We start from the raw sequence: 25,784 nt of genomic DNA on the forward strand, positions 1-25,784 counted from the left end.
GGGTGTGAGCTCGGCCCCGCCACGGCTGTGAGCCGGGCCCCTCACCCGGGCGTTCAGGACGTCCGGTCCGCCCACTCCTCCAGGTCGGGGACGCGCGCCGGGGCCGGGCAGATGCGCTCGCCGTCCTGGTCGAAGACGAACAGATGGGCCAGGTCGACCAGGAGCGGCACCTGCATGCCGTGGCGGAGGTGGAGGTCGGGGGTGGTGCGGACGATGAGGTCGCCCGGGATACGGCCCTGCGGGGCGGTGACGGCCGGCTCGGCGGGCCGCTCCGGCGGCTCGTCCAGGACCACGACCGGGCCCGCCCGCAGGGCGCCCGCCCGTTCCCGGAGCCGGTCCACGACCGTGCCGCCCTCGCGGCGGAGCCGCTCCACCACCGTGCCGCCCTCCCGCCGGCGCCGGGCGCGGCGGACCGGGCGCGGGGCCTCCAGGTCCGGTACGACGGCGGGGTGGGAGCCGGTGTTGACGTGGACGAGCACCTCGTGGCCCTGGAACTCCACATGCTCGACGAGGCCGATCAGCGGCACCTCGCCGGGCCGGGCGGCCGAGGCCGCGCCGAAGCGCAGGGCCTCCGAGCGCAGACCGACGATGACCTCACGGCCCTGCTGCACGCGCAGCATCTGGTGGTCCAGGGACAGCGGTTCGGGCAGCCGCAGGAACTGCTTGCCGAGGCTGATGGTCATGGCCCCGCCGATCGGCGCCCGCACCAGGCCGCGCAGCAGGTTGATCCGGGGCGTGCCGATGAACGCGGCGGTGAACACGTTGCGGGGCAGCGCGTAGACCTCGCGGGGCGTGCCCACCTGCTGCAGGACGCCGCCGCGCATCACCGCGACCCGGTCGCCGAGCGACATGGCCTCGGCCTGGTCGTGGGTGACGTAGATCGTGGTGGCACCCACCTCGCGGGTCAGCCGGGCGATCTCCGCACGCAGATGGTTGCGGAGCTTGGCGTCCAGGTTGGACAGCGGCTCGTCCATCAGGAAGGCCGAGGGCTGGCGGGCGACCGCGCGGCCCATCGCCACCCGCTGGCGCTCGCCGCCGGAGAGCTGGCGGGGGAAGCGGTCGAGGAGGTCCTCGATGCCGAGCATGCGGGCGGTGGCGTCCACGCGCGGGCGGTGGTCCTGGCCGGGGGACTCGATGCGCAGCGGGAAGCCGATGTTGTCGCGGCTGGTCATGTTCGGGTAGAGGGCGAAGTTCTGGAAGACCATCGCCATGTCCCGGCCGGCCGGCGGCAGGTCGTTGGCGTACTCGCCGTCCAGCAGCAGGCTTCCCTCGTCGATCTCCTCCAGGCCGGCGATCATGCGCAGGACCGTCGACTTTCCGCATCCGGACGGGCCGAGCAGAACGAGGAATTCGCCGGAGGCGATGTCCAGTGTCAGCCTGTCCACCACGAGGTTGCCCTTGGTGTAGCTCTTGCTGACGTCGTGCAAGGAGATGGCGCGTGTCATGAGGGGTGCCCCCGGGGGCTCATTCGGGCGCTGGTGCTCCGCGGTCGGACGCCCCGTGCGGGTCGTACGGGGCCTGTGGGTCCCGGAAGTTAACGGAAGCGGAGCGGCCGGGGGAAGAGATCGGGCAGGATCGGACGCGGTGGTCCACCAGGTGAGAAAGCGGATGCTCGCCTTCAGCGGCGGAGCGGGCCCTCGCGGGGCCGACCGACCGATACGACCGCGTTCTGACCGGCCGATGCAACGGCGTCCCGACCGACCGATTCGCGGCACGGAACGGCCGCTTCGGTACGGGCGGCGAACCGACGGGCGGCAAGGGTCGGCGACGGGCGCCGGACCGGTCCAGTCGCACGGGTCGGCCGGGTCGGCGGCGGGAAACGGTCCGTACCAGCGGCGCCGGCCGGTCGGTTCGGCGATCCTGGCCGGCCGGTTCAGCGACGGGCGGCGGCCGGGCTGGGCCCGTGCGTGTCGACGAGGTGGGCGAAGACGACGACATTGCCCGAGTAGCCGTTCCTGCGGTCGTAGTCGCCGCCGCAGGTGATCAGCCGCAGTTCGGGCCGGCCCCGGGCGCCGTACACCTCCCCGTTGGGGAACCGGTCCTTCTCGTACGTCCTGACGGCGTCGACCGCGTAGACGGCCGTACGGCCGTCCGCGCGCGTCACCTCGACGAGGCGGCCGCGCTCGAGCTCGGTGAGGCCGGTGAAGACGGCGGGACCGGTGTCGGTGTCCAGGTGGCCGACGGCCACGGCGGTGCCCTGCTCGCCCGGGGACGGGCCGTCCGCGTACCAGCCGACCAGGTTGGCGTCGTCGGCGGGCGGCGCGGGCAGCCGCCGCCGGCTGTCGAGGCGGAGGCTCATGACCGGGGCGTCGACACCGATGTAGTCGATGGTGAGGCGGGTCGCGCGGGAGCGGGGCAGGGGATGCGGCCTCGGGAGGGGCGGCGCGGCCTTCCGGGACCGCGACGGGGACGGGCCGGCCTTCGGGCTCCGCGGCGGCGGGGTCCTCGAACCCCGCGGGGGCTGCGCGGCCGGCCGGCTCGCGTGCGGCTCGGCGGCGCCTCGCCCGTGCGGCTTCCCGGGGCCACGGCCAGGGGGTTTCCCGGCCTCAGGTCTTCCGGAACGCCGAGCGTTCTGCTTCTCGGCACCCTGGGCGTCCCGCTTCCCGGCACCTCGGGCGTCCCGCTTCCCGGCACCTCGGGCAGACGGCTTCCCGGCCTCACGGACACCCGGTCTCCCGGCACCCCGGGCATCCCGGGCATCCCGCTTCCCGGCACCCCGGGCATCCCGCGTCCCGGCGCCGCGCTCCTGTGCGGCCGAGCGGCGCGGGGCCGGGTCGCCGGCGCGGTGCGGGGGCGCGGCCGGGGCGCGGCGGGCCGCGTCGTCGGGGCCCCCGTCGCCGTGTCGCGGCGCGCCGCGGGCGTCCGTGCGGTCACCCGTGGCGGACATGGCCGGGGAGCCCGGCCGGGCGGTGTCGACCGCCCCGCCGGGCTCCTCGCCCTGCGCCCACCAGACGCCGCCCGCCACCAGCGAGGCGGTCATCACGACCGTCCTCGTCAGGCGGTAGGCGCGCGTCCGGTACCAGGGCCTGCGAGTTCGCCTACGCGCCATGCGGGCGGCGGCGGAGCCGGAACCACATCACCCCGCCGACCGCGGCCAGGCCCACGGTGGCGGCACCGGCGACCGGTGCGAAGGCCGCGTCACGGGCGAGCCCGCCACCGCCGGCGGGCGGACCGCCGTGCGGCGGGACCCCGGGACCGGTCGGGGGCGCGGTGGGCTTGGGCGCGGCGCAGTCGACCCTGAACACCTTGAACTTGCCCGCCCCGTGACCCAGGTTCGTCCGCCAGGTGAGCTTGTACTGCCCGTTGGGCAGGGCCAGCGGGATGGTCTGGGCCCTGCCGCTCGCGTCCACGGTGACCGTGTTGTCGGGGTAGTTCGCGTTGGGCAGCTGCGCCCCGCCCGGCACCGGAGGCTGGGTCCTGATGGTCCAGGTGACCTGCTCGCCCGGGTCGAAGTTGAAGGCCGCGAGGTAGAAGTCGCAGACCCTCGGCTCGTTGCGCTGGTCGTTGAAGGGCGTGCCCACCGCGTGGATCTTGACGTCCCCGTTGTCCTGGGCGAAAGCGGGGGTCGCTCCGGCGACACCGCTCCCGGCGAGGACGAGGGCCGCCAGGGCGGCGGTGCGCGCCACGGCACGGCGTGGCTGGTGCATGGTGGGCAGGGCGGGCATACAGGGTCCTCCGAGTCAGGATGATTGTCGTACGAATCACTCGTGTTCTGACTCTTTGTCACATGTCGGGCGCGTGTGGGGGGACCCTCGCCCTACGACCCGTCAGTTGTCCCCCGTCCGGCCCAAGGAGGCCCCGGCCCGGCGGGGCTCCGCGGGCCCGCCCGAGTCCCCCTCGGCGCGCTTCACCGGTGAGCGCAGGGCGACGCCCGAGGAGAGCAGCAGCAGCACGCCGAGCATCACGAACGGCGCAGCCACGCCCGCGACCCCGGCGATCAGGCCCGCCGCGGCCGGTGTGGCGACCTGGCCCAGGCGGTTGCCGGTCAGGCGCAGGGCGAGCGCGGTGGAGCGGGCGCCGTCGGGTGCGGCCTGCACGACCGTCGTCATGGACAGCGGCTGGCCGACGCCCAGGCAGAAGCCCAGCACGGCCAGCATCGCGGCCAGCGCCCACACCGGCACCGGCAGCGCCACGCCCGCGCACAGCGCCGCCGCCGGCAGGCACGTCACCGTCAGCAGCGCCCTGCGGCCCAGCAGCCGCAGCAGGGGCGTCAGCACGAGGCGGCAGGCGATCGAGGCGGCCGCCCGCAGGCTGAGCAGCAGGCCGATCACCGACGGGGCGATGCCCCGGTGCTCGCCCACCACCGGCAGGTAGGCGGTGAGGATGTCGGTCGCTGACAGCACGGAGAGGCTGATCAGGATGCCGGCCGGTACGCCCCTGGCGCGCAGGATCCGGTGCACGGGAACACTTTGCGCGGACCGGGACCTGGGCGTCGTACCCGGGTGCTCGATCCGCCACAGCGAGGTGAACGCGGCAGCGGCGCCCGCGCCCGCGACGAGCAGGGCCAGCGCGCTGCTGCCCGCCATGTCCGGGCCGCCGATCAGCGCGCCGGCCGCGACCGGGCCGATCAGCTGGCCGAGGGAGGCGCCGATGGTGAAGTGGCCGAAGTTGCGGTCCTGTTCGTGCGGCGCGGACTGGCGGGCGACCAGCGACTGGGCGCCGATGACGAAGGAGAGATGGCCGAGGCCCATCACCCCGCTCCACACCGCCATCATGCCCAGCGACCCGGCGAGACCGCTGAGCGCGCAGCCGCCGGCGATCAGGACCACGCCGACGGGCAGCAGGGGCGCGCAGCGGCCGTGGTCGGTGCGGCGGCCCAGCGGGACCGCGGCGAACAGCGGCAGCAGGGCGTAGACGCCCGCGATCACGCCGACCGCGGTCTCGTCCGCGCCCAGCGCCAGGGCCCGGTAGGACACGGCGGGCCGGGCCATCGACACCGCCGCCTGGGCGAAACCGAAGGCGATGACGAGGCGGAGCAGCCAGCCGCGGTCCTTACCGGGCCTCATGGTTCCCGTCCCTCCCCGGGGTGTGTCAGACGATGCCGAACAGCAGGCCGGCGGCGAGGATCACCAGGCAGGTCGCGGCCGCCCACTTGACCACGAACCGGGTGTGGTCGCCGAACTCCACCTTCGCCATGCCGACCAGGACGTACACGGCGGGGACGAGCGGGCTGGACATGTGCAGCGGCTGGCCGACGAGCGAGGCGCGGGCCATCTCCAGCGGGGTCACGCCGTGCGCCGCACCCGCCTCGGCGAGGACCGGCAGGACACCGAAGTAGAAGCCGTCGTTGGACATGAAGTACGTCAGCGGCAGGCTCAGGAAGCCGGTGACGACGGCCATGTGCGGGCCCATGCCGGCCGGGATGATGTCGACCAGCCACTTGGCCATGTGGTCGACCATGCCGGTGCCCTGCAGCACGCCGGTGAAGACGGCGGCGGCGAAGACCATGCCGGAGACGTTCAGGACGTTGTCGGCGTGGGCGGCCAGGCGGGCCCTCTGGTCGGGGATGCGGGGGAAGTTGACGGTCAGCGCGAGCGCGGCGCCGAGCAGGAACAGCACCGGGATCGGCAGCCACTCCATGATCATGGCGGTGAGCAGGGTGAGCGTCAGCAGCGCGTTGAACCACAGCAGCTTGGGCCGCAGGGTGGGGCGGTGGGGGTCGAGTCCCTTGAAGTCGTCGTCCTCGCCGGAGGCGCCCGCGGAGGCCGGCGCGGATGCGCCCGCGGAGCCGCCCGCAGCCGAACCCGCTCCGCCCGCGGGCGCGTCGGAGGTCCCCGCGCCCGAGCCCGCGCCCACGAGGACCGTCTCCTCCTCCAGCACCTCCTCCAGCGTGAGCACGCCGAGCCGCTTGCGCTCGCGCAGGCCGAGGACGTACGCGAGGACGATCACGAAGAGCAGGCCGACGGCGAGCGCCGGGATCATCGGGACGAAGATGTCGCTGGCGTCGACCTTCAGGGCGGTGGCCGCGCGGGCGGTGGGGCCGCCCCAGGGCAGGGTGTTCATCACGCCGTTGGCCATCGCGGCGACACCGGTCATCACGACCAGGCTCATCTTCAGGCGCTTGTACAGCGGGTACATCGCCGAGACGGTGATCATGAAGGTGGTGGAGCCGTCGCCGTCGAGCGAGACGATCGCCGCGAGCAGGGCCGTGCCGACGACGATGCGCATCGGGTCGGCCTTGGCGAACCTGAGGATGGCCCGCACGATCGGGTCGAAGAGGCCGACGTCGATCATCACACCGAAGTAGACGATCGCGAACATGAGCATCGCGGCGGTGGGCGCCAGGCTGGAGACGCCGTCGATGACGTAGTCGCCCAGCTCGGCGCCCTTGCCGACGAACACGCAGAAGAGCGCTGGGATCAGCACGAGCGCCGCGATGGGCGACATCTTCTTCAGCATGATCAGGACCAGGAAGGTCGCGATCATGGCGAAGCCGAGGATGGTCAGCATGAATGGATACCTAACGTTCGCCCTTGAACATCCCACCAGGGCCGGCGGTGCGAGCGACGTTAGGTCCCGCCGAACAGCGTCAGCAAGACGTTGACCTGCGAGCAATAAGCGCAAAACTGCTGGTCACAGCTTTGCGCTGCTCACACGGGCACTGCGGCGGACACCTCCACGGGCACTCCGTTGAGGACGGCGTTGCCGGACAGCGGGTCCAGCAGGGTGCCGTCGAGGAGCTGGTTGACGTTGACGCCGGGGTCCTTCGCGGCATGGCCGAGGCGGGTGCCGGGGCGGTCGTGGCCCCAGCCGTGCGGCAGGCTGACCACGCCCCGGCGCACGGCGTCGGTGACCTCGACGGGCACGGTCACCTCTCCCCCGGCGCCCTTGACGCGTACGTCCGTCCCGTCGCGGACGCCGAGGCGTCCGGCGTCCTCGGGGTGCAGGTGGAGGGTGCAGCGGTTGGAGCCGCCGGTGAGGGCGGGCACGTTGTGCATCCAGCTGTTGTTGGAGCGCAGATGGCGGCGGCCGACCAGGAGCAGCCCGGCGGGGCGCTCGGCCATGGCCCGCTTCAGGCGGGGCAGGTCGGCGGCGATCGGGCCGGGCAGCAGCTCGACCTTGCCGCTGACCGTCTTCAGCGGCTGCGGCAGGCGCGGCCGGAGGGGGCCGAGGTCGATGCCGTGCGGGTGGTCGAGCAGCCTGGCCAGGGTAAGACCGTCCGGCCGTACGCCGAAGCCGTCGCCGTAGGGGCCGAGGCGGAGCATCATGTCGAGCCGGCGTTCGGGGCCGGTGTCGCCGGTGAGCCGCGCGGCGAGCTCCCGCGGGTCGCGGCCGTGGACCGGCGAGTGCGCCTCGCGGACCGCCTTGGCGAGGGTCTGGTCGATGACCATGGCGTCCACGGCGGACGGGTCGGCGCCGTGCATGCCGGTGGCGGCCAGCGTCAGCCGGGCGAGGATCTCCGTCTCGGCCATGCGGCCGTCCTCCAGCGGGACGGCGGGGCGGGTGTAGCGGACCTGGTTGCGCACGGCGAGGGTGTTGAAGGCGAAGTCGTGGTGCGGGCTCTGCGACGGCGGGGGCGGCGGCAGGACGACATGGGCGTGCCGGGAGGTCTCGTTGAGGTAGGGGTCGACGCTGACCATGAAGTCCAGCGAGTCCAGCGCCTTGTCGAGGCGGTCGCCGTCGGGCGCGGACAGCACCGGGTTCGCGGCGACGCAGATCAGCGCGCGCACCGGCTCGCCCTCCTCGGTCGCGGTGTCGATCTCCTCGGCCAGCGCGGACAGCGGCAGCTCGCCCTTCGCCTCGGGGTGTCCGCTCACCCGGGAGTGCCACCGGCCGAGCGCGAACCCGCGGCCCGGTCCGGCGGGCCGGGGTGCCTTGTCGGTGGCGGCCTGCGGGAAGAGGGCGCCGCCGGGGCGGTCGAGGTTGCCGGTGAGGATGTTGAGGACGTCGACGAGCCAGCTGGCGAGGGTGCCGTGGGCGACCGTGCAGCTGCCGATGCGGGCGTAGACGGCGGCGGTGGGGGCGGCGGCGAGCTCACGGGCGAGGGTGCGGATGAGCCGGGCCTCGACGTCACAGGCCCCGGCGACCGCCTCGGGGGTGAAGTCCTGTACGGCGTCCCGGAGTTCGCCGAGTCCCCGCACATGCTGACCCAGTGCGCCCAGGTCGGTGAGGTCCTCCTCGAAGAGGACGTACGCCATCGCCGCGAGCAGCAGGGCGTCCGTGCCGGGCCGGATCGCGAGGTGCCGGTCGGCCAGCCTGGCCGTGCGGGTGGTGCGCGGGTCGACGACGGTGAGGGTGCCCCCGCGGGCCTTGAGGGCCTTGAGCTTGCCGGGGAAGTCGGGGGCGGTGCACAGACTGCCGTTGGACTCCAGGGGGTTGGCCCCGATCAGCAGCAGGTGGTCGGTGTGGTCCAGGTCGGGGACCGGGATGGCGTTGGCGTCGCCGAAGAGCAGTCCGCTGGAGACGTGCTTGGGCATCTGGTCGACCGTGGAGGCGGTGAACAGGCTGCGGGTGCCGAGGGCGGCCAGCAGGACCGGCGGGTAGAGGGCGCCGGCCATGGTGTGGACGTTGGGGTTGCCGAGCACGACGCCGACCGCGTGCGGGCCGTGGCGTTCGACGACCGGGCGCAGTCCGGCGGCCACCGCGTCGAATGCCTCCTCCCAGGTGGCCTCGACGAGTTCGCCGTCGCGGCGCACGAGCGGGGCGCGCAGCCGGTCGGGGTCGCCGTCCACGGCGCCGAAGGAGGCGCCCTTGGGGCAGATGAAGCCATGGCTGAAGACGTCCTCGCGGTCGCCGCGGGCCCCGGTGACCCGGGTTCCGTCGATCGTGAGGGTCAGCCCGCAGGTGGCCTCGCACAGGGGGCAGATTCGCAGGGCGGTGCGGGACACGGGTCCTCCCGGAAGGGTCGCGGCAGCGTTGGCGCACGCCAGGACGCCGAGCATACCGACCGGTAGGCATGGTGGGGAGGCCCCTCTAGGCGCCGGCTCAGTCCAGCAGCCGCGCCAGGTAGCCGCGCAGCAGCTGCCGCATCTCCGCGATGATCCGCTCGTCGCCCTCGGCGTCCACCCGGAAGGCCAGGTGGACGAGGGTGTCGGCGGTCTCCACGGCGACCAGGAAGCTGCGCCGCATGTCCTCGTCGGGCTCCCGGGCGAGGAAGGCGGCGAGCAGCTCGGTGAGCCGGTCGGCGACCCGGTGGTTGGGTTCGGCGTCGCGGGAGCCGACCGGGATCTGGTTGCCGAAGTCGACGAGCGAGAAGCCGGGCGCGGTGCGCTTCATGGCCAGGTACTCGTCGAGCACGGCGTCCACGGCCGCGCGCCAGTCGCCGCCGTCCGCGATGCCCTGCAGCCGCTCGCGGACGCGCTCGGTGAACCGCTCCAGGTTGCGCTGGGCGAGGGCGTCGGCCATGGCCCGCTTGTTGCCGAAGAAGCGGTAGACGGAGCCGATGGGGACACCCGCGCGCAGCGCCACCGCGCGGGTGCTCAGGGCGTCGTAGCCGACCTCGTCGAGGAGGTCGGCGCAGGCGTCCAGGATTCTGGTCAGCCGTTCGGCACTGCGCCGCTGCACGGGGGCACGGCGGAGCGAGGTCGCGTGGGACACGGACGTCATGATGCCCTTCCGCCGGGGTCGGGTGGAACACGTCCCTGGATACGGAGGGATGGCGCGGGTGAACTCAGGGCGCCGGACGCCGGGGAGTCCTGGGCCGCGCCCGCGGCGGAGCGCGCCGGGGTCCGCGCGGGCGCCGACTCCTCCCCCGAGGCCGTGATGTCCGCCGTGCACTCCACCGGCTCGCCGTCCACGGCCCACACCGTGCCGTCGTCGGCGTAGAGGCGGGCGGTGACCTGGTGGGTGCCGCGCGGCACCAGGCGGGCGGCGAGCCGGTGGTCGGGGTCGCGCAGCTCGGCGAGGGGCCGGCCGTCCAGGTAGAGGCGGGCGTAGCCGCGGCCGGCGGCCGCCCGCTCCGGGGCGCCGGGCGGCGAGAAGCGGAAGTTGCTCAGGGCCAGGCGGACGTCCCAGCTGCCGCCGGTGTCCGGCTGCACCTCGATGCCGACCCGGGGGGCGTCCTCCTCGTCCACCTGCCGATAGGGCCGGCCCCGCTCGTCCCGGTCGTCCAGCACCTGCCCCACCGGCGCGGGCGAGTCGCCGTTCTTGCCCCCTCCGGGGTCACCGGTCCCGCAGCCCGCGGATCCGGTCAGCAGCAGGACACAGACCGCGAGCGCGGCCGAATTTCTCCGCGTCCACGACATGGCCGCGAGCGTAGAACACCGGTCCGACACCTCGAATCCCCCTGGAGTCTGGTTCTCGTCATCCCCACAGAGGAGGACCCGACGAGATCGCGCGGCCCTCTTGCGCCCGCCCGGAGCGAATCCTACGGTGAACCATAGGAATGAGTACGCACGGCACCGAGACGGCACATCGAGACGGCAGGGAGCAGCGAGCATGGGCGCGGACGCGCGGAAGACCGCCGAAGGGCTGACGGAGACCTATCTCTCCGGTTTCGGCAACGAGCACAGCTCCGAGGCCGTGCCGGGCGCACTGCCCGAGGGCCGCAACTCGCCGCAGCGGGCTCCGCTCGGCCTCTACGCGGAGCAGCTCAGCGGCACGGCGTTCACCGAGCCCAGGGCGCACAACCGCCGCTCGTGGCTGTACCGGATCCACCCGTCGGCCGCGCATCCGGCGTTCACCCGCACGGGCAACGGCACCCTGCGCACCGGCCCGTTCACCCAGACCGTCCCGGACCCCAACCGGCTGCGCTGGAACCCGCTTCCCGAGCCCGAGGAGGGCACCGACTTCCTGGCCGGCCTGTGGACGCTCGGCGGCAACGGCGACGTGACCCAGCGCTCCGGCATGGCCGTGCACCTCTACCACGCCGACGCGTCGATGGAGCGGGTGTTCAGCGACGCCGACGGCGAGCTGCTGATCGTCCCGGAGCGCGGCGGACTGCTGCTGCGCACGGAGTTCGGCCTGCTGCACGCCGAGCCTGGCCATGTCGCCCTGATCCCGCGCGGCGTCCGCTTCCGCGTCGAACTGCTCGACGAGTCGGCCCGCGGCTACGTCTGCGAGAACTACGGCGCCCCCTTCCGCCTGCCCGACCTCGGCCCGATCGGCGCCAACGGCCTGGCCAACGCCCGGGACTTCAAGGCACCCGCCGCCGCCTACGAGGACGTCGAGGGACCGGTGGAGGTGGTCAACAAGTTCTGCGGCAACCTCTGGAGGGCGACGTACGACCACTCGCCGCTGGATGTCGTCGCCTGGCACGGCAACTACGTGCCGTACGTCTACGACCTGCGCCGCTTCAACGTCATCGGCACGATCTCCTACGACCACCCGGACCCGTCGATCTTCACGGTGCTGACCTCGCCGTCGGACACCCCGGGCCTGGCGGGCGTCGACTTCGTGGTGTTCGCCCCGCGCTGGCTGGTGGGCGAGGACACGTTCCGGCCGCCCTACTTCCACCGCAATGTGATGAGCGAGTACATGGGCCTGATCGAGGGCGCGTACGACGCCAAGGCGGAGGGCTTCGTGCCGGGCGGCGGCTCGCTGCACAACATGATGTCGGCGCACGGACCGGACCGGGAGACCTTCGACAGGGCCAGCGCGGCGGAGCTGAGGCCGCAGAAGATCGACGACGGTCTGGCGTTCATGTTCGAGACGCGCTGGCCGGTCATCCTCACCCCGCACGCGGCCCGCGCCGAGCACCTCCAGCAGCGCTACGACGACGTGTGGCAGGGCCTGGAGCGGCACTTCCGCCCGGCCTGAGCGGCACTTCCGCCCGGTCCGGGCGGCTTCGGCCCGATCCGCGCGCTCGACCGGTTGCACGGAAGATTCCCGAAAGGGTACGGATGGCCCCGTGACCTCCTTCGCCCCGGACTCCATCGTCCTGAACCGCAAGCTGCCGCTGTGGTACCAGGTGTCGCAGTCGCTGCGCGCCTCGATACTCGGCCGCTCGCCGCAGGACCCGCTGCGGCTGCCCACCGAGGAGCAGCTGGCGGGGCACTACGGCGTGAGCGTGCTGACCATGCGGCAGGCGCTGAAGGAGCTGGAGGACGAGGGGCTGATCAGCCGGCACCGCCGGCGGGGCACGTTCATCGAGCCGGGGGTCAAGCGGGGCGCTCCGGTACGGCTGCTGGGCTCGGTCGACGCGATCGTGGCCCAGCAGTCCGGCATGGCCGCCGAGCTGCTGGACCAGGGCCGGTCCGCCCCGCCGGCCGAACTCGCCGAGCACTTCCCGGATCTGGCCGAGGTGGCGACGTACCACCGGCTGCGCAGCGACGAAAAGACCGGTGAGCCGACCAACCACGCCCGCAACTACGTCCGTCCGGAGCTGGCCGACCGCATCGATCCGGCGGATCTGGCGCGCTGGCCGATGACCAAGGTGCTGCGGGACGTCGTCAAGGCGGACATCAGCCGGATCACCGACACGGTGGAGGCCCGCCTCGCGGACCCGGAGACGGCCCGGCTGCTCAACGTCCCGCTGCTCAGCCCGATCCTGCACTACACGGGCATCACGTACGACACCTCGGGGCGGGTGCTGGACGTGGCGGTGATCCACTACCGGGGCGACCGCTTCTCCTTCACGGTCACGCTCGAAGCGCACTGAGCCACACATGAGGCGTACCGGGGGCGTCGTACCATGCCGGGCGTGACGCACGACGACGCTCCGCCGCTCGCGGACCTCATGCCGTGGTCCGTCGCACCGCCGCGGCCCGGCCGCACCTGGCCGGTGGCGCCGGACCCGGGCACGCTGAGGTCGCGCTGGGCGACCCTGCTCGGGGCCGAGGGCCCGGACCGCGAGGCCCTGTTCGCCCCGACCCGCTCCCGCACCCTGCACACGGCCGTCGGGCAACTGCCGGGCCGGCGCGGCGGGACGGAGCGGCTGGCGCGCGCGTCCGGGCCCTGCCCCGAGCCGGTCCGTGTGCTGCACGCCCCCTTCGACGAGCAGTGGCTGATCCCCGACCACCGGCTGATCGACACGGCCCGCCCGGAGCTGTGGCGGGTCGCGGACGAACGCCAGGTCTTCGTCATGGAGAGCCCCGACACCCCCGGCCTGCCCCTGCTGGCCACTTCGCTGCTGCCCTTCGTCCGCCGCGGCCGCGTCCGCCCGCTGTACCGCCGCCCGGGTGCCGAGGAACCCAACCTCGCCCCCGGCCTCACCGACCACCTGTCCGCCCGCCTGGACCTGCCCGTCGCTCCCGCGGACGTCCTGGCCTGGATCATGGCGGCGACCCGCGCCGACCTCACCGTCCCGCTGACCGACGACCCCGAAGCCTGGGAACGGGGTGTGCGCACGGGCCACCGCCTGCTCTGGCTGATGCGCCGGGACGGCGAACGCCCCAGACTCCCGGGCGGCCGCCGCCCGTACGTCCGCGCCCCCCTGCCCACCCGCCCGGTCTCCCTCGCCTACGACCGCGAGGAGGAGGCCCTGGCTCTCGACGAGGGCCGCATCTCCCCCGTACCGCCCGCGGCCTGGGACTTCGAGGCGGAGGGGGCGCGCGTCCTGGAGTCCTGGTTCGCGTCCCGCACCGCCGAGCCGGCTCCGGGCACCCTGGACGCCGTCCGCCCCTCCGCCTGGCCCCAAGCCTGGACGTCCGAACTCCTCGAACTGATCACCGTACTGGCGCTGCTGGCGGAGGTTCAGCGCCCTGAGGCCAAGTCCGTGCTCACCACGAAGGACCTACGCGAGGCAGGCGTCCTGCCGGTCCCGGCGTGGACCCGCCGACCGGCCTCCGTCCTGGACCACGAGGAGGAGGGCCCGGAGGGGCAGTTCACCTTGGTGTGAGACACCTGGGGGCCCGCCGCTCGGATCATGTCGGCGTCAGGGGGACCGGCCGAGAAGCGCAGCCCTTTCGGCCGGCCTGATCCGGACGACCCCAGGGGCGCGGGGAACTGCGCGAGCGACAACGACGGCGCCGCACCCGCCCGCCGGCAGGGCTCAGCGCGGCGCGTAGGCGTCCAGCACCCGCCCCACCACCCGCTCGAAGACGGCCTCCAGGTCCTCGCCGCCCGCGCCACCCTCCGCGAACGCCGCGGCCAGCCGGGGGAACGCCCCGCTCGCCAACTTCCCCCCGACATAGGCGGCGCGCACCGCGTTCTCCTGCTCCTCCGACCACGGCAGCGTCCGCACCCGCTCGGCGACGGCCAGCTCGTTGGCGACCGAGGTCGCCACGACCCCGTTGACCATGGCGATCAGCTCGACCTTGGTGCCGGAGGGCGCGTCCAGCGGGTCGAGGCAGGTCAGGCACCACTCCAGATACCGCAGGGAGTTCGGCGAGAAGCCGTACACGCCCGAGATGAGCCGGGTCATCCAGGGATGCCGGTGCACCAGCGCACGGGCCTGCCGCGCCATGCGGAGCATGTCCGCGCGCCAGTCGCCCGACGGCTCCCACAACTCGTGCTCGGCCGCCGCCAGATCCATCATCAGCTCGAACAGGTCTTCCTTGCGCGGCACGTAGTTGTACAGCGACATCGTCCCGCAGCCCAGCTCGGCGGCGATCCGGCGCATGGACACCGCGTCCAGCCCCTCGGCGTCGGCGATACGCACCGCGGCGGCGGCGATGTCGGCGCGGGTGTACGCGGGCTTCGGCCCCCGCCCGGTGCGCTCGGGCCGGGTCCAGATCACATGCGGTTCGGCCGCTCGGCCCGCCATCGGTCATCACCTCGCCCACCATCGTAGTTACGTACACCGTACGTAGTGCGCTATGGTCGGGCCATGACTTCTACGTACGCTGTACTTAGTGAAGGTCTGGAGAAGCGTTTCGGCGCGGTCCACGCCCTGCGCGGGCTCGATCTGGCGGTCGCCCGGGGCACGGTCTGCGGGGTCCTCGGCCCCAACGGCGCGGGCAAGACGACGGCCGTACGGCTGCTGACCACGCTGCTGCGCCCCGACGCGGGCTCGGCCCGGATCGCCGGGCACGACCTGGTGCGGGAGGCCGCCGAGGTCCGGGCGCGGATCGGCGTCACCGGGCAGTACGCCTCGGTCGACGGCGACCTCACCGGCCGCGAGAACCTCCGCCTGTTCGCCCGGCTGCACCGGGTGCGCGGCCCGGGCGCGGTGGCCGACGAGCTGCTGGAGCGGTTCGGCCTGACCGACGCGGCGGGCCGGGCCGCGAGCACCTACTCGGGCGGCATGCGCCGCAGGCTCGACCTCGCGGCGAGTCTCGTACGCCGTCCCGAGGTGCTGTTCCTCGACGAGCCGACGACCGGTCTGGACCCGGCGAGCCGGAGCCGGATCTGGGAGGCGGTGCGGGAGCTGGCGGCCGAGGGCACGACCGTGCTGCTGACCACGCAGTACCTGGAGGAGGCCGACCGGCTCGCCGACGACATCGTGCTGATCGAGCGGGGGCGGGTCGCGCACACCGGGTCGCCCGACGAGCTGAAGTCCGTCGTCGGGGCGTACGCCGAGGCCGTGGTGGCGGGGCCGGAGGCGATGGCGGAGGCCGCCGCGGTCCTCGACCGGCTGACCGGCGGCGAGCCGGCCCTGGACCACGACCGGCGGGCCGTCGGTGCGGTCACCCGCGACACCACGCTCACCCTGCCGCGCCTGGTGCGCGAACTGGACGCGGCAGGCGTGCCGTTGCTGGACGCGAGCATCCGGCCGCCGACCCTGGACGACGTCTTCCTGCGGCTGACCGGCGGCCCCGTCGAGACCGAGGAGCGTGCGGCATGAGCGCGTTGGCCTACGACGGCACGGCCATGCTGGGCCGGCAGCTGCGGCGGATCCGCAACAACCCGGGCCTGGCGGTGCTCACCCAGACCGCCCCGATCACCATGCTGCTGTTCTTCGGGTACGTCTTCGGCAGCGCGGTCACGATGCCCGGGGAGGCGTACCGGTCGTTCCTGGTGCCGGGCCTGCTGGTGGCGACGGCCGCGGGCGGCGTCACCACCGGCATGCTCCAGGCGGCGCAGGACACCCACCGGGGCGTGATGGACCGCTTCCGCACGATGCCGGTGAGCCGGGCGGCGGTGCCGCTGGGGCAGGCGGTGGCCGATCTGGTGGTCACCGCGATCGGCACGGTGCCGCTGCTGCTGGTCGGGCTCGCGGTGGGCTGGCGGATCGAGGGCTCGGCCGTGGAGGCGGCCGGGGCGCTCGCGCTGCTGCTGCTCTTCCGGTTCGCCTGCACCTGGGTCGGCATCCTGCTGGGCATGCTGACCCGCGACGAGGAGACCGGCGGGCAGCTGGCCAGCATGACCTTCGTGCTGCCGCTGCTGTCCAGCGCCTACATCCCGACGGACGGCATGCCGGGCCGGCTGCGCACGGTCGCCGAGTGGAACCCGATCAGCGCGGTGACCACCGCCCTGCGCGACCTGTTCGGCAACGCGCCCGTGCCCGACGGGGCCGCCTGGCCGGTGGCGCACCCGGTCGCCGGGTCCCTGGCCTGGTGCGCGGTGCTGATCGCGGTGTGCGCGCCCCTCGCCGTGCGCCGGTTCTCACACTGAGCGGTGCTGACAGGGCCGGTGGCCGCGGGTGATGATCCACCTCATGGACCGACTCCCCCTGCCCCTGGAGGGCATCACCGTCGTCGCCGTCGAGCAGGCCGTCGCGGCCCCCTTCGCCACCCGTCAGCTCGCCGACCTCGGTGCCCGTGTGATCAAGGTGGAGCGGGTCGACGGCGGCGACTTCGCCCGCGGCTACGACACCGCGGCGCGGGGCCTCGCCTCGCACTTCGTGTGGTGCAACCGGGGCAAGGAGTCGGTCGCGCTGGACCTGAAGGACCCGCGCGGCCTGGACGCCGTACGGCGACTGGTGGCGGACGCGGACGTGTTCGTGCAGAACCTCGCCCGGGGCGCGGCGGCGCGGCTCGGCCTGGACGCGGCCACGCTGTGCGCGGCGCACCCGCGGCTGATCGCCGTGGACATCTCGGGCTACGGGCCGTCGGGGCCGTACGCGGACAAGCGGGCCTACGACATGCTCGTGCAGTGCGAGGCGGGGCTGGTGTCGGTGACCGGGACGCCGGAGCAGCCGGTGAAGGCGGGCGTTCCGGCGGCCGACATCGCGGCGGCGATGTACGCCTTCTCGGGGGTGCTCGCGGCGCTGGTGCGACGCGGCACGACCGGGCGGGGCGGGCCGGTGGAGGTGTCGATGCTGGACGCGCTCGCGGAGTGGATGGGCCATCCGCTGCACCACTCGATGCACGGGGGCACTCCACCGGCGCGCACCGGCCTGGGTCACGCCGTCATCGCCCCCTACGACGCCTACGCCACGGCCGACGGCGGCCGGGTGCTGCTGTCGGTGCAGAACGACCGGGAGTGGCGGAGACTTGCCGAACAGGTCATCGGGCGGCCGGAGTTGGGCACGGACCCGGACTTCGGGACGAACGCGGCGCGGGTGGCGCACCGGGAGCGTACGGACGCCGAGGTGGCGAAGGCGCTGGGGGCGCTGTCCGGCGACGAGGCCATGGCCCGCCTGGAGGCGGCGGGCATCGCCTGCGCGCGGCTCAGGGACGTGACCGAGGTGGCGGAGCATCCGCAGCTGGCGGCGCGGGGGCGGTGGCGTGAGGTGGGTTCGCCGGTGGGCCCGCTGCGGGCGCTGCTGCCGCCGATCACGCTGCCGGGTGGGGGCGAGGCGCGCATGGGCGACGTACCCGCGCTCGGGCAGCACACCGAGGCAGTGCTGCGCGCCGTGGGGATGACGGACGGCGAGATCGCGGCACTGCGCCGGGACGGTGTCGCGGCCTGAGCGGGAGCCCCGGGGAGGACCCCGGGGTGGGCCGGCTCAGTGACCGCCGAACAGCGTGCGGCGCAGCCTGCGCAGCGGCGCGAACAGCGAGACGCGGCTCACTCGCGAGACACGGCTGCTGAGGTGGCGGTCGGGCTCACGGGCGGTCAGCTCACGCATCAGCAGGGTCGCCTCGGCCGTCTTCTGCTGCGGCACGGCGGGGCCGCCGAGCACCGAGAGATGGCGGTCGAGGCGCGAGCTGGTCGCGCTGCTCCCGCAGGTGATCGCAGGGACCCTCGCCCTGCGCACAGTTATCTGTTCCATGTCACTCCCCACCCGTACGAGTCCACCCGGCCCACGGGCAGGGTAACCCTATCGCCCCGACGGGGCACTCGTGTATCACGGTCCTGTGATTCACCTTCCCCGTAAGGGGGTTGACGATACCTAGGCCGTCACTCTCCGAATCCGAGCGATTCCAGGGCGAGTTGGACAATCGGCTGACCAGTGGGCTGTGGTGAGCCTCCGTCGGGTTCGACGGTTACAGCGAGTGAGGTCGAGGAGCGTTCCAGGCCGGCCGCGACCAAGGGCGTGTCGCGCTCGAACAGGCCCAGGGAGCGGGGCCGCTCGTCGGGGCGCATGAGCCAGAGCTGGTGCACGCGGTCGCCCGGCGGCTCGCGGTATCCGCTCAGGGTCACCACCGCGCGCCCCTCCGCTACGGAAGCGATCACTCCGACACTGCGTCCGCCGGCGTCCCGTGTGACGGCCGTCCGCACGTCCGGGGCGGCCAGAACGTGGGCGATCTCACGTGCCCGGTCGCGCTCGGCGGCGAGCCGGTCCGCGCTGCGGTCCGCCTGGACGCCGAACAGCGCGGCCACGACGAGCGCGGCGGCGGCCGTCACGGTGGCGAACGGCACCAGCAGGGGGCGCGGCCGGGTCGCACGGGAGCGGCGCGGCGGAGGCTCGGTGCCCCAGACATGGGCGGGCAGCCGCCGCGCCCGCTCCGGCGCCGGCCCGGCGGGCTCCTGCGCGGTCGTCCGTACGGCGGCCAGGACCCGGTCGCGCAGCGCGGCGGGCGGCGGCGCCGCCGTGGACCAGGCGAGCCGCACCGCGTCCTCGGCGAGGTCCCGCACCTCGGCCGTGCAGCGGTCGCAGCCCGCCAGATGCCTCTCGAACCGCCGCCGCTCCCCGGGGTCGAGGGCGTCGAGCGCGTAGGGGGCGGCGAGCGAGTGCGGGTCCTCGCCGCGCAGCAGTCGGCGGAACAGGCTCATGCGGCGCCTCCCAGGCAGTGGCGGAGGCGGGTGAGGCCGTCGCGCATACGGGTCTTCACCGTGCCGAGCGGGAGTCTCAGCCGCTCGGCGACCTCGCGGTAGGTGTACCCGTCGTAGTAGGCGAGGGTGACGGACTGGCGTTGCAGCGCGGTCAGCCGGTCCAGGCAGCGGCGCACCCACTCGCGCTCCAGGCCCGCCTCCACCTCCTCGGCGACCTGGTCGAAGGCGGGCCCGCCGGAGCGCAGGGCCTCGCGCTGCTCGCGTTCGCCGGCCGCGCGGGCGCTGCGCACCCGGTCCACGGCCCGGCGGTGGGCGAGGGTGAGCACCCAGGCCAGCGCGCTGCCCCGGCCGGGGTCGAACCGGCCCGCGGAGCGCCACAGTTCGAGCAGCACCTCCTGCGCCACCTCCTCCGACTGGGCCGGGTCCCGCACCACCCGCCGGACCAGTCCGAACACCGGCCCGGCCACCACCGCGTACAACTCCTCGAACGCCAGCTGGTCGCCTCGCGCGACGCGCAGCAGCAGCTCGTCCGCCTGCATCCGGTCCCCCTCTCGCCGACGGCACCCGCCCCGACCCGCCACACCAGGCACTCGCACCGCACACACCTCCGGAGTGGATACGGATCACGGCGGCGAAAACGCGGGTCCGGCGGCAGCGAAAGAAGTTCTGCGGATCCACCAATCCGGTCCGCGCCGCGCTCCGAATCCCCCGGCGTCAGGCAAGAAGGCACGGAGGACGGACGGCATGACAGCTATCTCCAGGAACGGGTCGGGACGCAAGGGCCTCACGACCCTCATATGTGGTGCGCTGGCCGCCGGGGGGCTCGCAGCCGCCGGTGTGACCGCGCTGGAACCGGAGGCGGCCTCCGCCTCCAGCCACCGGGAGGCCCCGCTGATCTCGGGGCAGCCGCAGTACGACAACACGGACGTGTACGCGTTCGTCAGCCCGGACAAGCCGGACACGACCACCGTCATCGCCAACTGGATCCCTTTCGAGGAACCCGCCGGCGGACCCAACTTCTTCCCGTTCGCCGACGACGCCCAGTACGACATCCACATCGACAACGACGGCGACGCCCAGGGCGACCTGCTCTACCGCTTCACCTTCTCGACGCACGTGAAGAACAAGCGGACCTTCCTCTACAACACCGGCCCCGTGGACAGCCTCCACGACCCGGACCTCAACATCACCCAGACCTACGACATCGAGCTGCTGCGGCTGAAGGACCAGCACGCGCTGTCCCGCACGAAGATCGCCGACGACGTGCCGGTGGCGCCGTCGAACGTCGGCAAGGCGTCCATGCCCGACTACGCCAAGCTGCGCGCCGAGGCCGTGCACCGGCTGGCGGGCGGGGCCACGTCGTTCGCCGGGCAGGCCGACGACCCGTTCTTCCTGGACCTGCGCGTCTTCGACCTGCTGTACGGCGGGAACCTCTCCGAGGTCGGCAACGACACCCTCAAGGGCTACAACGTCAACTCCATCGCCCTCCAGGTGCCGAACCACATGATCCGGCAGTCCGCCCACCAGCCCGTCGTCGGCATCTGGTCCACGACCCAGCGCAAGAACGCCCAGGGCCACTTCATGCAGGTGTCCCGGCTGGGCAACCCGCTCGTCAACGAGGTCGTCAACCCGGTCGGCGACAAGGACGTGTTCAACGCGAGCGCGCCCTGGGACGACGCCCGGTTCCTGAAGAACGTCACCAACCCGGAGCTGCCCAAGCTCATCGAGGCGATCTACAAGATCAAGGCACCCGCCGAGCCGCGCAACGACCTCGTCGACGTGTTCCTCAAGGGGGTCGACGGCCTCAACCAGCCCCCGCACGTGCGTCCCGCCGAGGTGCTGCGCCTCAACACGTCCATCCCGCCCGCCCACAGTCCCAAGCGGCTGGGCGTGCTCGACGGCGACAAGGCCGGCTTCCCCAACGGGCGCCGGCTCACCGACGACGTGATCGACGCCTCGCTCCAGGTCGTCGAGGGCGAACTGCTCGGTGCGAAGAACGACTTGGGGGACGCGGTCGACAAGAACGACAAGGCGTTCGAGAAGGCGTTCCCGTATGTCGCCCTGCCGACGGAGGGGTCGCGCGGGCCGCTCGCCAAGGGGACGTCCGGCTCCGCCGACGTGCGCAGCCAGCTCGGGGACGCGCTGCAGCCGGTGGGCTCGGGGGGCTCGTCCGGCGACACCTCGCTGATCGCCGCGTCAGCCGGGGCCGGGGCGCTCGGGATCCTGCTGATCGGCGGGGGGCTCGTGTGGTGGCGGCGGATGAGGGGGCGGGCCTACTGAGCATCGGGCGGGGCGCGTACGTACTGGTGCCGCGGCCGTACGCGGCCCGTCGCGCCCCCGCGGCGGAGCCGCACGCCGGTACAGCCCGCGCCCACGGGGAACTTCCCTGCACCCACTGATCTAGGAGAGGGCGATGTCCTCCAGCAAGTTGCATCTCGGGCTCAGCTCCGTCCTGTTGGCGGTCGCCCTCACCGCGGGGTCCATCGCTCTCGGCTCCGTACGGGAGTCGCCGCGCGTCGATGTCGCCACGGCTCCGCGAGCGGCGGGCGTCGGCGGGCTGCAGGCTCATCTGCGCTCCCAGCCGGCGGACTTCAGCGGCTGGGCCACCCTCGGTCTGGCCTATGTCGAGCAGGCCAGGGTCGACGGCGACCCGTCGCTCTACCCGAAGGCCGGGGAAGCGCTGGCACGCTCGCTGAAGCTGGCGCCCGGCAACGACCAGGCCCTCGCCGGGCGGGCCGCGCTCGCCGCCGCCCGGCACGACTTCGCGGGGGCCCTCGCCGACGCGGACCGGGCACTGCGGGCGAACCCCTACAGCGAGCGGGCGCTGTGCACACGGATCGACGCGCTCGTCGAGCTCGGCCGGTACGGCGAGGCCGCGAAGGCCGCCGACACGGCCGACGAACGGCGGCCCGGCATTCCGGTGTTCACTCGGTACGCCTATGTCCGGGAGCTGCGCGGGGACGTGCGCACGGCACGCCGGGTGCTGGAGCAGGCCCTGCACGGGGCGACCTCCCCGGGAGACGTGGCGTACGTCGCCACGCAGCTGGGCCGGCTCGCCTGGAACCAGGGGCGGTACGACAGTGCCCTGCGGCACTACGGGCGGGCCCTGGCCGCGGACGACGGGTACCTCCCCGCGCTGGAGGGGAGGGCCCGCGCCCAGGCCGCGAAGGGTGACGGCGCGGCCGCGGTGCGGGGCCTGGAGCAGGTCGTCGCCAGGGCCGCGCTGCCCGGGCCGCTCGTCGCGCTGGGCGAGCTGTACGAGGCACGGGGCGACCGGGCCCGGGCGCGGGAGCAGTACGCCCTGGTGGAGGCGTGGACGGCCCTCGCGCGGGCGGGCGGGGTCGACGTCGACCTCGACACCGCCCTCGCAGCTGCCGACCACGGGGACCGGGCCCTCGCACTGCGCGCGGCCCGCGCCGAGTGGGCCCGCCGCCGCACCGTGCACACGGCGGACGCCCTCGCCTGGGCACTGCACGTCAACGGCCGCGACACCGAGGCCCTGCCGTACGCCCGCCGCGCCACCTCCACCGGCTACCGCAACGCCGCCTTCCTCCACCACAGGGGTGTGATCGAGCTGGCCACGGGCCATGGGCGGGAGGGCCGTACACGTCTGGCGGCGGCGCTGAGGCTGAACCCCGGCTTCTCCCCTCTCGGCGCCCGCGAGGCCCGTGCGGCACTGGAGGCGGCCCGATGACCCCGCGCCGCGCGCTCGCCTCCTCGGCCGCCGTCCTCACCGCCGCCTGCGCCCTCGCCCTTCTGCCCGCCGGTACGGCGGGCGCGCACCCGCTGGGCAACTTCACCGTCAACCGCTACGACGGGCTCGTCGTGGCCCCCGGCGAGCTGCGGGTCGGCCATGTGGAGGACCTCGCGGAGATCCCGGCGACCCAGGCGCGGCCGGAGATCGCCCGGGCGGGCGGCCCGGCGCGGTGGGCCCGGCAGCGCTGTGCGCGGGCCGGGCGGGACAGCGAGGTCCGGGTGGACGGCCGTACGGTCGGCCTCACGGTGGCCGCGAGCCGTGCGCGCGTGCTGCCCGGACAGGCGGGGCTGAGCACCCTGCGGGTGGAGTGCCGGCTGACGGCGCCGCTGCCGGAGAACAAGCCGTTCCGCGTCGGGTTCCGGGCGGCGGCGGCCTCGTCCGGGCCGGGGTGGCGGGAGGTGACCGCGCGGGGCGACCGGATGACGCTCACGGCCTCGGACGTGCCGAGCGCCTCCCTGTCGAGGGAACTCACCGAGTATCCCGGGGAGTTGCTGTCCTCCCCCGCCGACACCTCCGCCGCCTCCCTGTCCGTCCGGCCGGGCGGTCCGGCCCTGACGGACGCGCGGCAGGACGCGCCCGGCGCCTCGGTTCTGCCGCGCGGGGCCGACCGGTTCACCCGCGCGCTGGAGGCCCTGGTGGCCCGGCAGGACCTCACGTTCGGTTTCGCCGTGCTCGCGCTGTTCGTCGCCGTGGCGCTCGGCGCGCTGCACGCGCTCGCGCCGGGTCACGGCAAGACGCTGATGGCCGCGACGGCCGCGGCCCGCGGCGGCCGGGCCCGGCCTCGGGACGTCCTGCCCCTCGCCGCGTCCGTGACCGTCACCCACACCCTCGGCGTGGTCGCCCTCGGTCTCCTCGTCACGGCCGGCTCCGCCGCGGCGCCCTCGGTCATCACCTGGCTGGGCCTGGCGAGCGGCGCTCTGGTGACGGGCGCCGGCCTGAGCCTCGTGCGCAAGGCGTGGCGGGCCCGGCGGCACACGCACCGGCCTCACCAGGCGCCCGAGCGGGTCCCGGCTCTGGTGGGGGCGCACGGCCATCACCATCACCATCACCATGAACACGAGCACACCCACACCCACTCCCACGCGCACAACGGCGTCACCCACTCCCACCCCACCGCCCCCACCCTCCGCGGCACCCTGCTCCTCGGCTTCGCCGGGGGCCTCGTGCCCAGTCCTTCGGCGGTCGTCGTGCTGGTCGGCGCGGCCGCGCTCGGGCACGCGTGGTTCGGGCTGCTGCTGGTCGTCGCCTACGGGGCGGGGCTCGCGCTGACCCTCACCGCGGCCGGGTTCGCGGTCGTGCGGCTCGGCGGGAGGGCCGTACGGGCGCTGGAGCGGCGGCCGCGCTGGACGGCCCGGCCGCTCGTGGTGGCGGCCCGCGGGGCGCTGCCGCTCGTGTCGGCCGGGGTCGTGGTGCTGCTGGGGGCCGGTCTGCTGCTCAAGGGGGCGGCATCGGCATTCGGCTGAGCTACTTTTGGGGAGAAATCAGACGGGACCACGGCGGACGGGACCACAGCGGACGGGGCAGGGCGCCCGCGGCTGCGACGAGGAGGTGCCCGTGTCTGGATCACCGGGCGGTGAGCGCGTGATCGCGGGCCGCTACCGGCTGCTGTCCCCGCTCGGCGAGGGCGGGATGGGGACGGTGTGGCGGGCCCTCGACGAGGTGCTGCGCCGCGAGGTCGCCGTCAAGGAGGTGCGCGCGCCCGCCGGGCTGCCGGCCCCCGACGTGGAGCGGCTGTACGCCCGGCTGGAGCGCGAGGCGTGGGCGGCCGCCCGGGTGGCGAACCGCAATGTGGTGACGGTGTACGACGTGGCGGCGCAGGACGGCCGCCCCTGGATCGTGATGGAGCTGATCCGGGGCATCACGCTCGCCGAACTCCTCGACGCGGAGGGCCCGTTGTCGCCGCAGCGGGCGGCGCACATCGGTGCGGAGGTGCTGTCCGCGCTGCGCGCCGCGCACGAGGTGGGGGTGCTGCACCGGGACGTGAAGCCGGGCAATGTGCTGCTGGCGAACGACAACCGGGTGGTGCTGACCGACTTCGGGATCGCCATGGTGGAGGGCAGCTCCGCGCTGACCATGACCGGTGAGGTCGTCGGGTCGCCCGAGTTCCTGGCACCCGAGCGGGCGCTGGGCCGGACCCCGGGGCCGGCGTCCGACCTGTGGTCGCTGGGCGTGCTGCTGTACGCGGCGGTCGAGGGCGGCTCGCCGTTCCGCCGGGACACGCCGCTGAGCACGCTGCGCGCGATCGTGGACGACGAGCTGCCGCCGCCGCGCCGGGCCGGGCCGCTGGCGCCCGTGATCGCGGGGCTGCTGCGCAAGGACCCGGCCGAGCGGCTGCCGGCCGAGGAGGCGGAGCGGGAGCTGCGGCTGGTGAGCGCCGGGGGCGCCCCGCGCGCGGGCGCCGTACGGGCGGACGCCTACGCCCCGACGGTCGCGCACCCGCGGGGCGAGGGGCCGACCCGGGTGTACGCCGCCCCGGCCGGTACGGCGGCGACGGCCGTGCGGGACGAGGAGCCGCGGCGCGGCAACCGGCGGGCCGCCCTGGCGCTGGTCGCCGGCTTCCTCGTGCTGGCGCTGGCGCTTGCGGGGCTGGTGTACGCCCTGCTGAACCGGGACGACGGCGGCGGCACCGCGGGAGGTGGCACGCCAAGCCGGACGGCCGCCACCCCGACTCCCGCTCCCACGCCCACACCGACGCCGAGCGAGTCGCGCGAGCCGTCGCACACCGACGAGCCGTCCCCCACGCCGAGCACGAGCGGCGCGAGTCCGTCGAGCACGCCGCCGCAGTCGGTGGAGGTGAGCGTGGCGGGCACCCGGACGGACTACACGGGCACGTGTCCGCCGGCGCGGGATCAGGCGCCCTCGTTCACGGCGACGTTCACGGTGGGGCGACTGCCGGCGGAGGTGGACTACCGCTGGGTGACGGCGAACGGGCAGGTTCTGGACGGCGGTTGGAAGACGCTGTCGCTGCCCGAGGGCGGCCCGCGGTCGGGGCGGGACACGGTGGTGCTGACGACGTACGCGCAGGAGGGGACGATCCGTGACGCCCTCGGGGTCGAGGTGCGCGGACCGGTGGAGACCTCGTCCGGCTCCGTGCCGTTCTCGGTCACCTGTGTGCGGGAGACCCCGACGGACGGGGCCTCCCCCACTGCGTCACCCTCCGGTTGAC

Annotated in this window: 22 protein-coding genes; 10 read left to right on the forward strand and 12 right to left on the reverse strand. The window is 74.2% G+C overall.

The window, feature by feature from the left end:
• Positions 1-53: 53 nt before the first annotated feature.
• The 8 genes from ACIGXJ_RS24020 to ACIGXJ_RS24055 form a co-directional block, all read right to left on the reverse strand.
• A complete protein-coding gene (locus tag ACIGXJ_RS24020) occupies positions 54-1,445 on the reverse strand; it encodes an ABC transporter ATP-binding protein (RefSeq protein ID WP_399648859.1) in 1,392 nt (463 codons plus the stop codon).
• Positions 1,446-1,873: 428 nt separating this feature from the next.
• Positions 1,874-2,887, reverse strand: coding sequence for a class F sortase (locus tag ACIGXJ_RS24025; RefSeq protein WP_399649112.1), 1,014 nt, complete (start codon positions 2,885-2,887; stop codon positions 1,874-1,876).
• A gap of 151 nt (positions 2,888-3,038) precedes the next feature.
• Complete coding sequence (locus tag ACIGXJ_RS24030; RefSeq protein ID WP_399649114.1) at positions 3,039-3,656, reverse strand: hypothetical protein; 618 nt, start codon at positions 3,654-3,656, stop codon at positions 3,039-3,041.
• Between the two features lie 111 nt (positions 3,657-3,767).
• Positions 3,768-5,006, reverse strand: a complete 1,239-nt coding sequence (locus ACIGXJ_RS24035; RefSeq protein ID WP_399648862.1) for an MFS transporter — start codon at positions 5,004-5,006, stop codon at positions 3,768-3,770.
• Between the two features lie 25 nt (positions 5,007-5,031).
• Positions 5,032-6,450, reverse strand: coding sequence for a CitMHS family transporter (locus ACIGXJ_RS24040; protein ID WP_399648864.1), 1,419 nt, complete (start codon positions 6,448-6,450; stop codon positions 5,032-5,034).
• A 140-nt stretch (positions 6,451-6,590) separates the two neighbouring features.
• Complete coding sequence (locus ACIGXJ_RS24045) at positions 6,591-8,828, reverse strand: molybdopterin oxidoreductase family protein (RefSeq protein ID WP_399648866.1); 2,238 nt, start codon at positions 8,826-8,828, stop codon at positions 6,591-6,593.
• A gap of 97 nt (positions 8,829-8,925) precedes the next feature.
• Positions 8,926-9,546, reverse strand: coding sequence for a TetR family transcriptional regulator (locus ACIGXJ_RS24050; protein WP_399648868.1), 621 nt, complete (start codon positions 9,544-9,546; stop codon positions 8,926-8,928).
• Positions 9,543-10,184, reverse strand: coding sequence for a hypothetical protein (locus ACIGXJ_RS24055; protein ID WP_399648871.1), 642 nt, complete (start codon positions 10,182-10,184; stop codon positions 9,543-9,545). The genes ACIGXJ_RS24050 and ACIGXJ_RS24055 overlap by 4 nt, the downstream gene beginning before the upstream one ends.
• Before the next feature lie 193 nt (positions 10,185-10,377).
• Here ACIGXJ_RS24055 and hmgA point away from each other — a divergent pair, with 193 nt between their 5' ends.
• The 3 genes from hmgA to ACIGXJ_RS24070 all read left to right on the forward strand — a co-directional run bounded on the left by hmgA (position 10,378) and on the right by ACIGXJ_RS24070 (position 13,717).
• Positions 10,378-11,697 carry a homogentisate 1,2-dioxygenase gene (gene hmgA / locus ACIGXJ_RS24060; RefSeq protein WP_399648874.1) on the forward strand — a complete coding sequence of 440 codons (1,320 nt, stop codon included), beginning with the start codon at positions 10,378-10,380 and terminating at the stop codon, positions 11,695-11,697.
• A 91-nt stretch (positions 11,698-11,788) separates the two neighbouring features.
• Complete coding sequence (locus ACIGXJ_RS24065; RefSeq protein ID WP_399648876.1) at positions 11,789-12,538, forward strand: GntR family transcriptional regulator; 750 nt, start codon at positions 11,789-11,791, stop codon at positions 12,536-12,538.
• A 33-nt stretch (positions 12,539-12,571) separates the two neighbouring features.
• Positions 12,572-13,717, forward strand: a complete 1,146-nt coding sequence (locus ACIGXJ_RS24070; RefSeq protein WP_399648879.1) for a type ISP restriction/modification enzyme — start codon at positions 12,572-12,574, stop codon at positions 13,715-13,717.
• Positions 13,718-13,870: 153 nt separating this feature from the next.
• Here the strand turns inward: ACIGXJ_RS24070 and ACIGXJ_RS24075 are convergent, their stop codons facing one another.
• Positions 13,871-14,584 carry a TetR/AcrR family transcriptional regulator gene (locus ACIGXJ_RS24075; RefSeq protein ID WP_399648882.1) on the reverse strand — a complete coding sequence of 238 codons (714 nt, stop codon included), beginning with the start codon at positions 14,582-14,584 and terminating at the stop codon, positions 13,871-13,873.
• A gap of 63 nt (positions 14,585-14,647) precedes the next feature.
• Here ACIGXJ_RS24075 and ACIGXJ_RS24080 point away from each other — a divergent pair, with 63 nt between their 5' ends.
• Genes ACIGXJ_RS24080 through ACIGXJ_RS24090 form a run of 3 tightly spaced genes read left to right on the forward strand, consistent with a single transcriptional unit; the run spans position 14,648 to position 17,614 of the window.
• A complete protein-coding gene (locus tag ACIGXJ_RS24080) occupies positions 14,648-15,604 on the forward strand; it encodes an ATP-binding cassette domain-containing protein (protein ID WP_399648884.1) in 957 nt (318 codons plus the stop codon).
• Positions 15,601-16,374 (forward strand): ABC transporter permease, encoded by a 774-nt coding sequence (locus tag ACIGXJ_RS24085; RefSeq protein WP_399648887.1) that lies wholly within the window; start codon positions 15,601-15,603, stop codon positions 16,372-16,374. Before ACIGXJ_RS24080 ends, ACIGXJ_RS24085 begins: the two co-directional genes overlap by 4 nt.
• 43 nt (positions 16,375-16,417) lie before the next feature.
• Complete coding sequence (locus ACIGXJ_RS24090; protein WP_399648891.1) at positions 16,418-17,614, forward strand: CaiB/BaiF CoA transferase family protein; 1,197 nt, start codon at positions 16,418-16,420, stop codon at positions 17,612-17,614.
• 36 nt (positions 17,615-17,650) lie between these two features.
• Here the strand turns inward: ACIGXJ_RS24090 and ACIGXJ_RS24095 are convergent, their stop codons facing one another.
• The 3 genes from ACIGXJ_RS24095 to ACIGXJ_RS24105 form a co-directional block, all read right to left on the reverse strand.
• Positions 17,651-17,917, reverse strand: a complete 267-nt coding sequence (locus ACIGXJ_RS24095; RefSeq protein ID WP_399648893.1) for a hypothetical protein — start codon at positions 17,915-17,917, stop codon at positions 17,651-17,653.
• Between the two features lie 128 nt (positions 17,918-18,045).
• Entirely contained in the window at positions 18,046-18,861 is an 816-nt protein-coding gene (locus ACIGXJ_RS24100; protein WP_399648895.1) for an anti-sigma factor domain-containing protein, read from the reverse strand.
• Positions 18,858-19,400 (reverse strand): sigma-70 family RNA polymerase sigma factor, encoded by a 543-nt coding sequence (locus ACIGXJ_RS24105; RefSeq protein ID WP_399648897.1) that lies wholly within the window; start codon positions 19,398-19,400, stop codon positions 18,858-18,860. The genes ACIGXJ_RS24100 and ACIGXJ_RS24105 overlap by 4 nt, the downstream gene beginning before the upstream one ends.
• A 205-nt stretch (positions 19,401-19,605) precedes the next feature.
• On the opposite strand from ACIGXJ_RS24105, the gene ACIGXJ_RS24110 reads away from it, so the two are divergent.
• The 4 genes from ACIGXJ_RS24110 to ACIGXJ_RS24125 all read left to right on the forward strand — a co-directional run bounded on the left by ACIGXJ_RS24110 (position 19,606) and on the right by ACIGXJ_RS24125 (position 25,783).
• Positions 19,606-21,141 carry a DUF4331 domain-containing protein gene (locus ACIGXJ_RS24110; protein ID WP_399648900.1) on the forward strand — a complete coding sequence of 512 codons (1,536 nt, stop codon included), beginning with the start codon at positions 19,606-19,608 and terminating at the stop codon, positions 21,139-21,141.
• 133 nt (positions 21,142-21,274) lie between these two features.
• Positions 21,275-22,555, forward strand: a complete 1,281-nt coding sequence (locus tag ACIGXJ_RS24115; protein ID WP_399648902.1) for a tetratricopeptide repeat protein — start codon at positions 21,275-21,277, stop codon at positions 22,553-22,555.
• A complete protein-coding gene (locus ACIGXJ_RS24120; RefSeq protein ID WP_399648904.1) occupies positions 22,552-24,081 on the forward strand; it encodes a nickel transporter in 1,530 nt (509 codons plus the stop codon). Before ACIGXJ_RS24115 ends, ACIGXJ_RS24120 begins: the two co-directional genes overlap by 4 nt.
• 91 nt (positions 24,082-24,172) lie before the next feature.
• The gene (locus ACIGXJ_RS24125; RefSeq protein WP_399648907.1) at positions 24,173-25,783 is read left to right on the forward strand and encodes a serine/threonine-protein kinase; all 1,611 of its coding nucleotides are present in this window, start codon (positions 24,173-24,175) and stop codon (positions 25,781-25,783) included.
• Position 25,784 lies beyond the last annotated feature (1 nt).

This window comes from Streptomyces sp. NPDC053367, assembly GCF_044545925.1.
Taxonomy (GTDB): Bacteria; Actinomycetota; Actinomycetes; order Streptomycetales; family Streptomycetaceae; genus Streptomyces.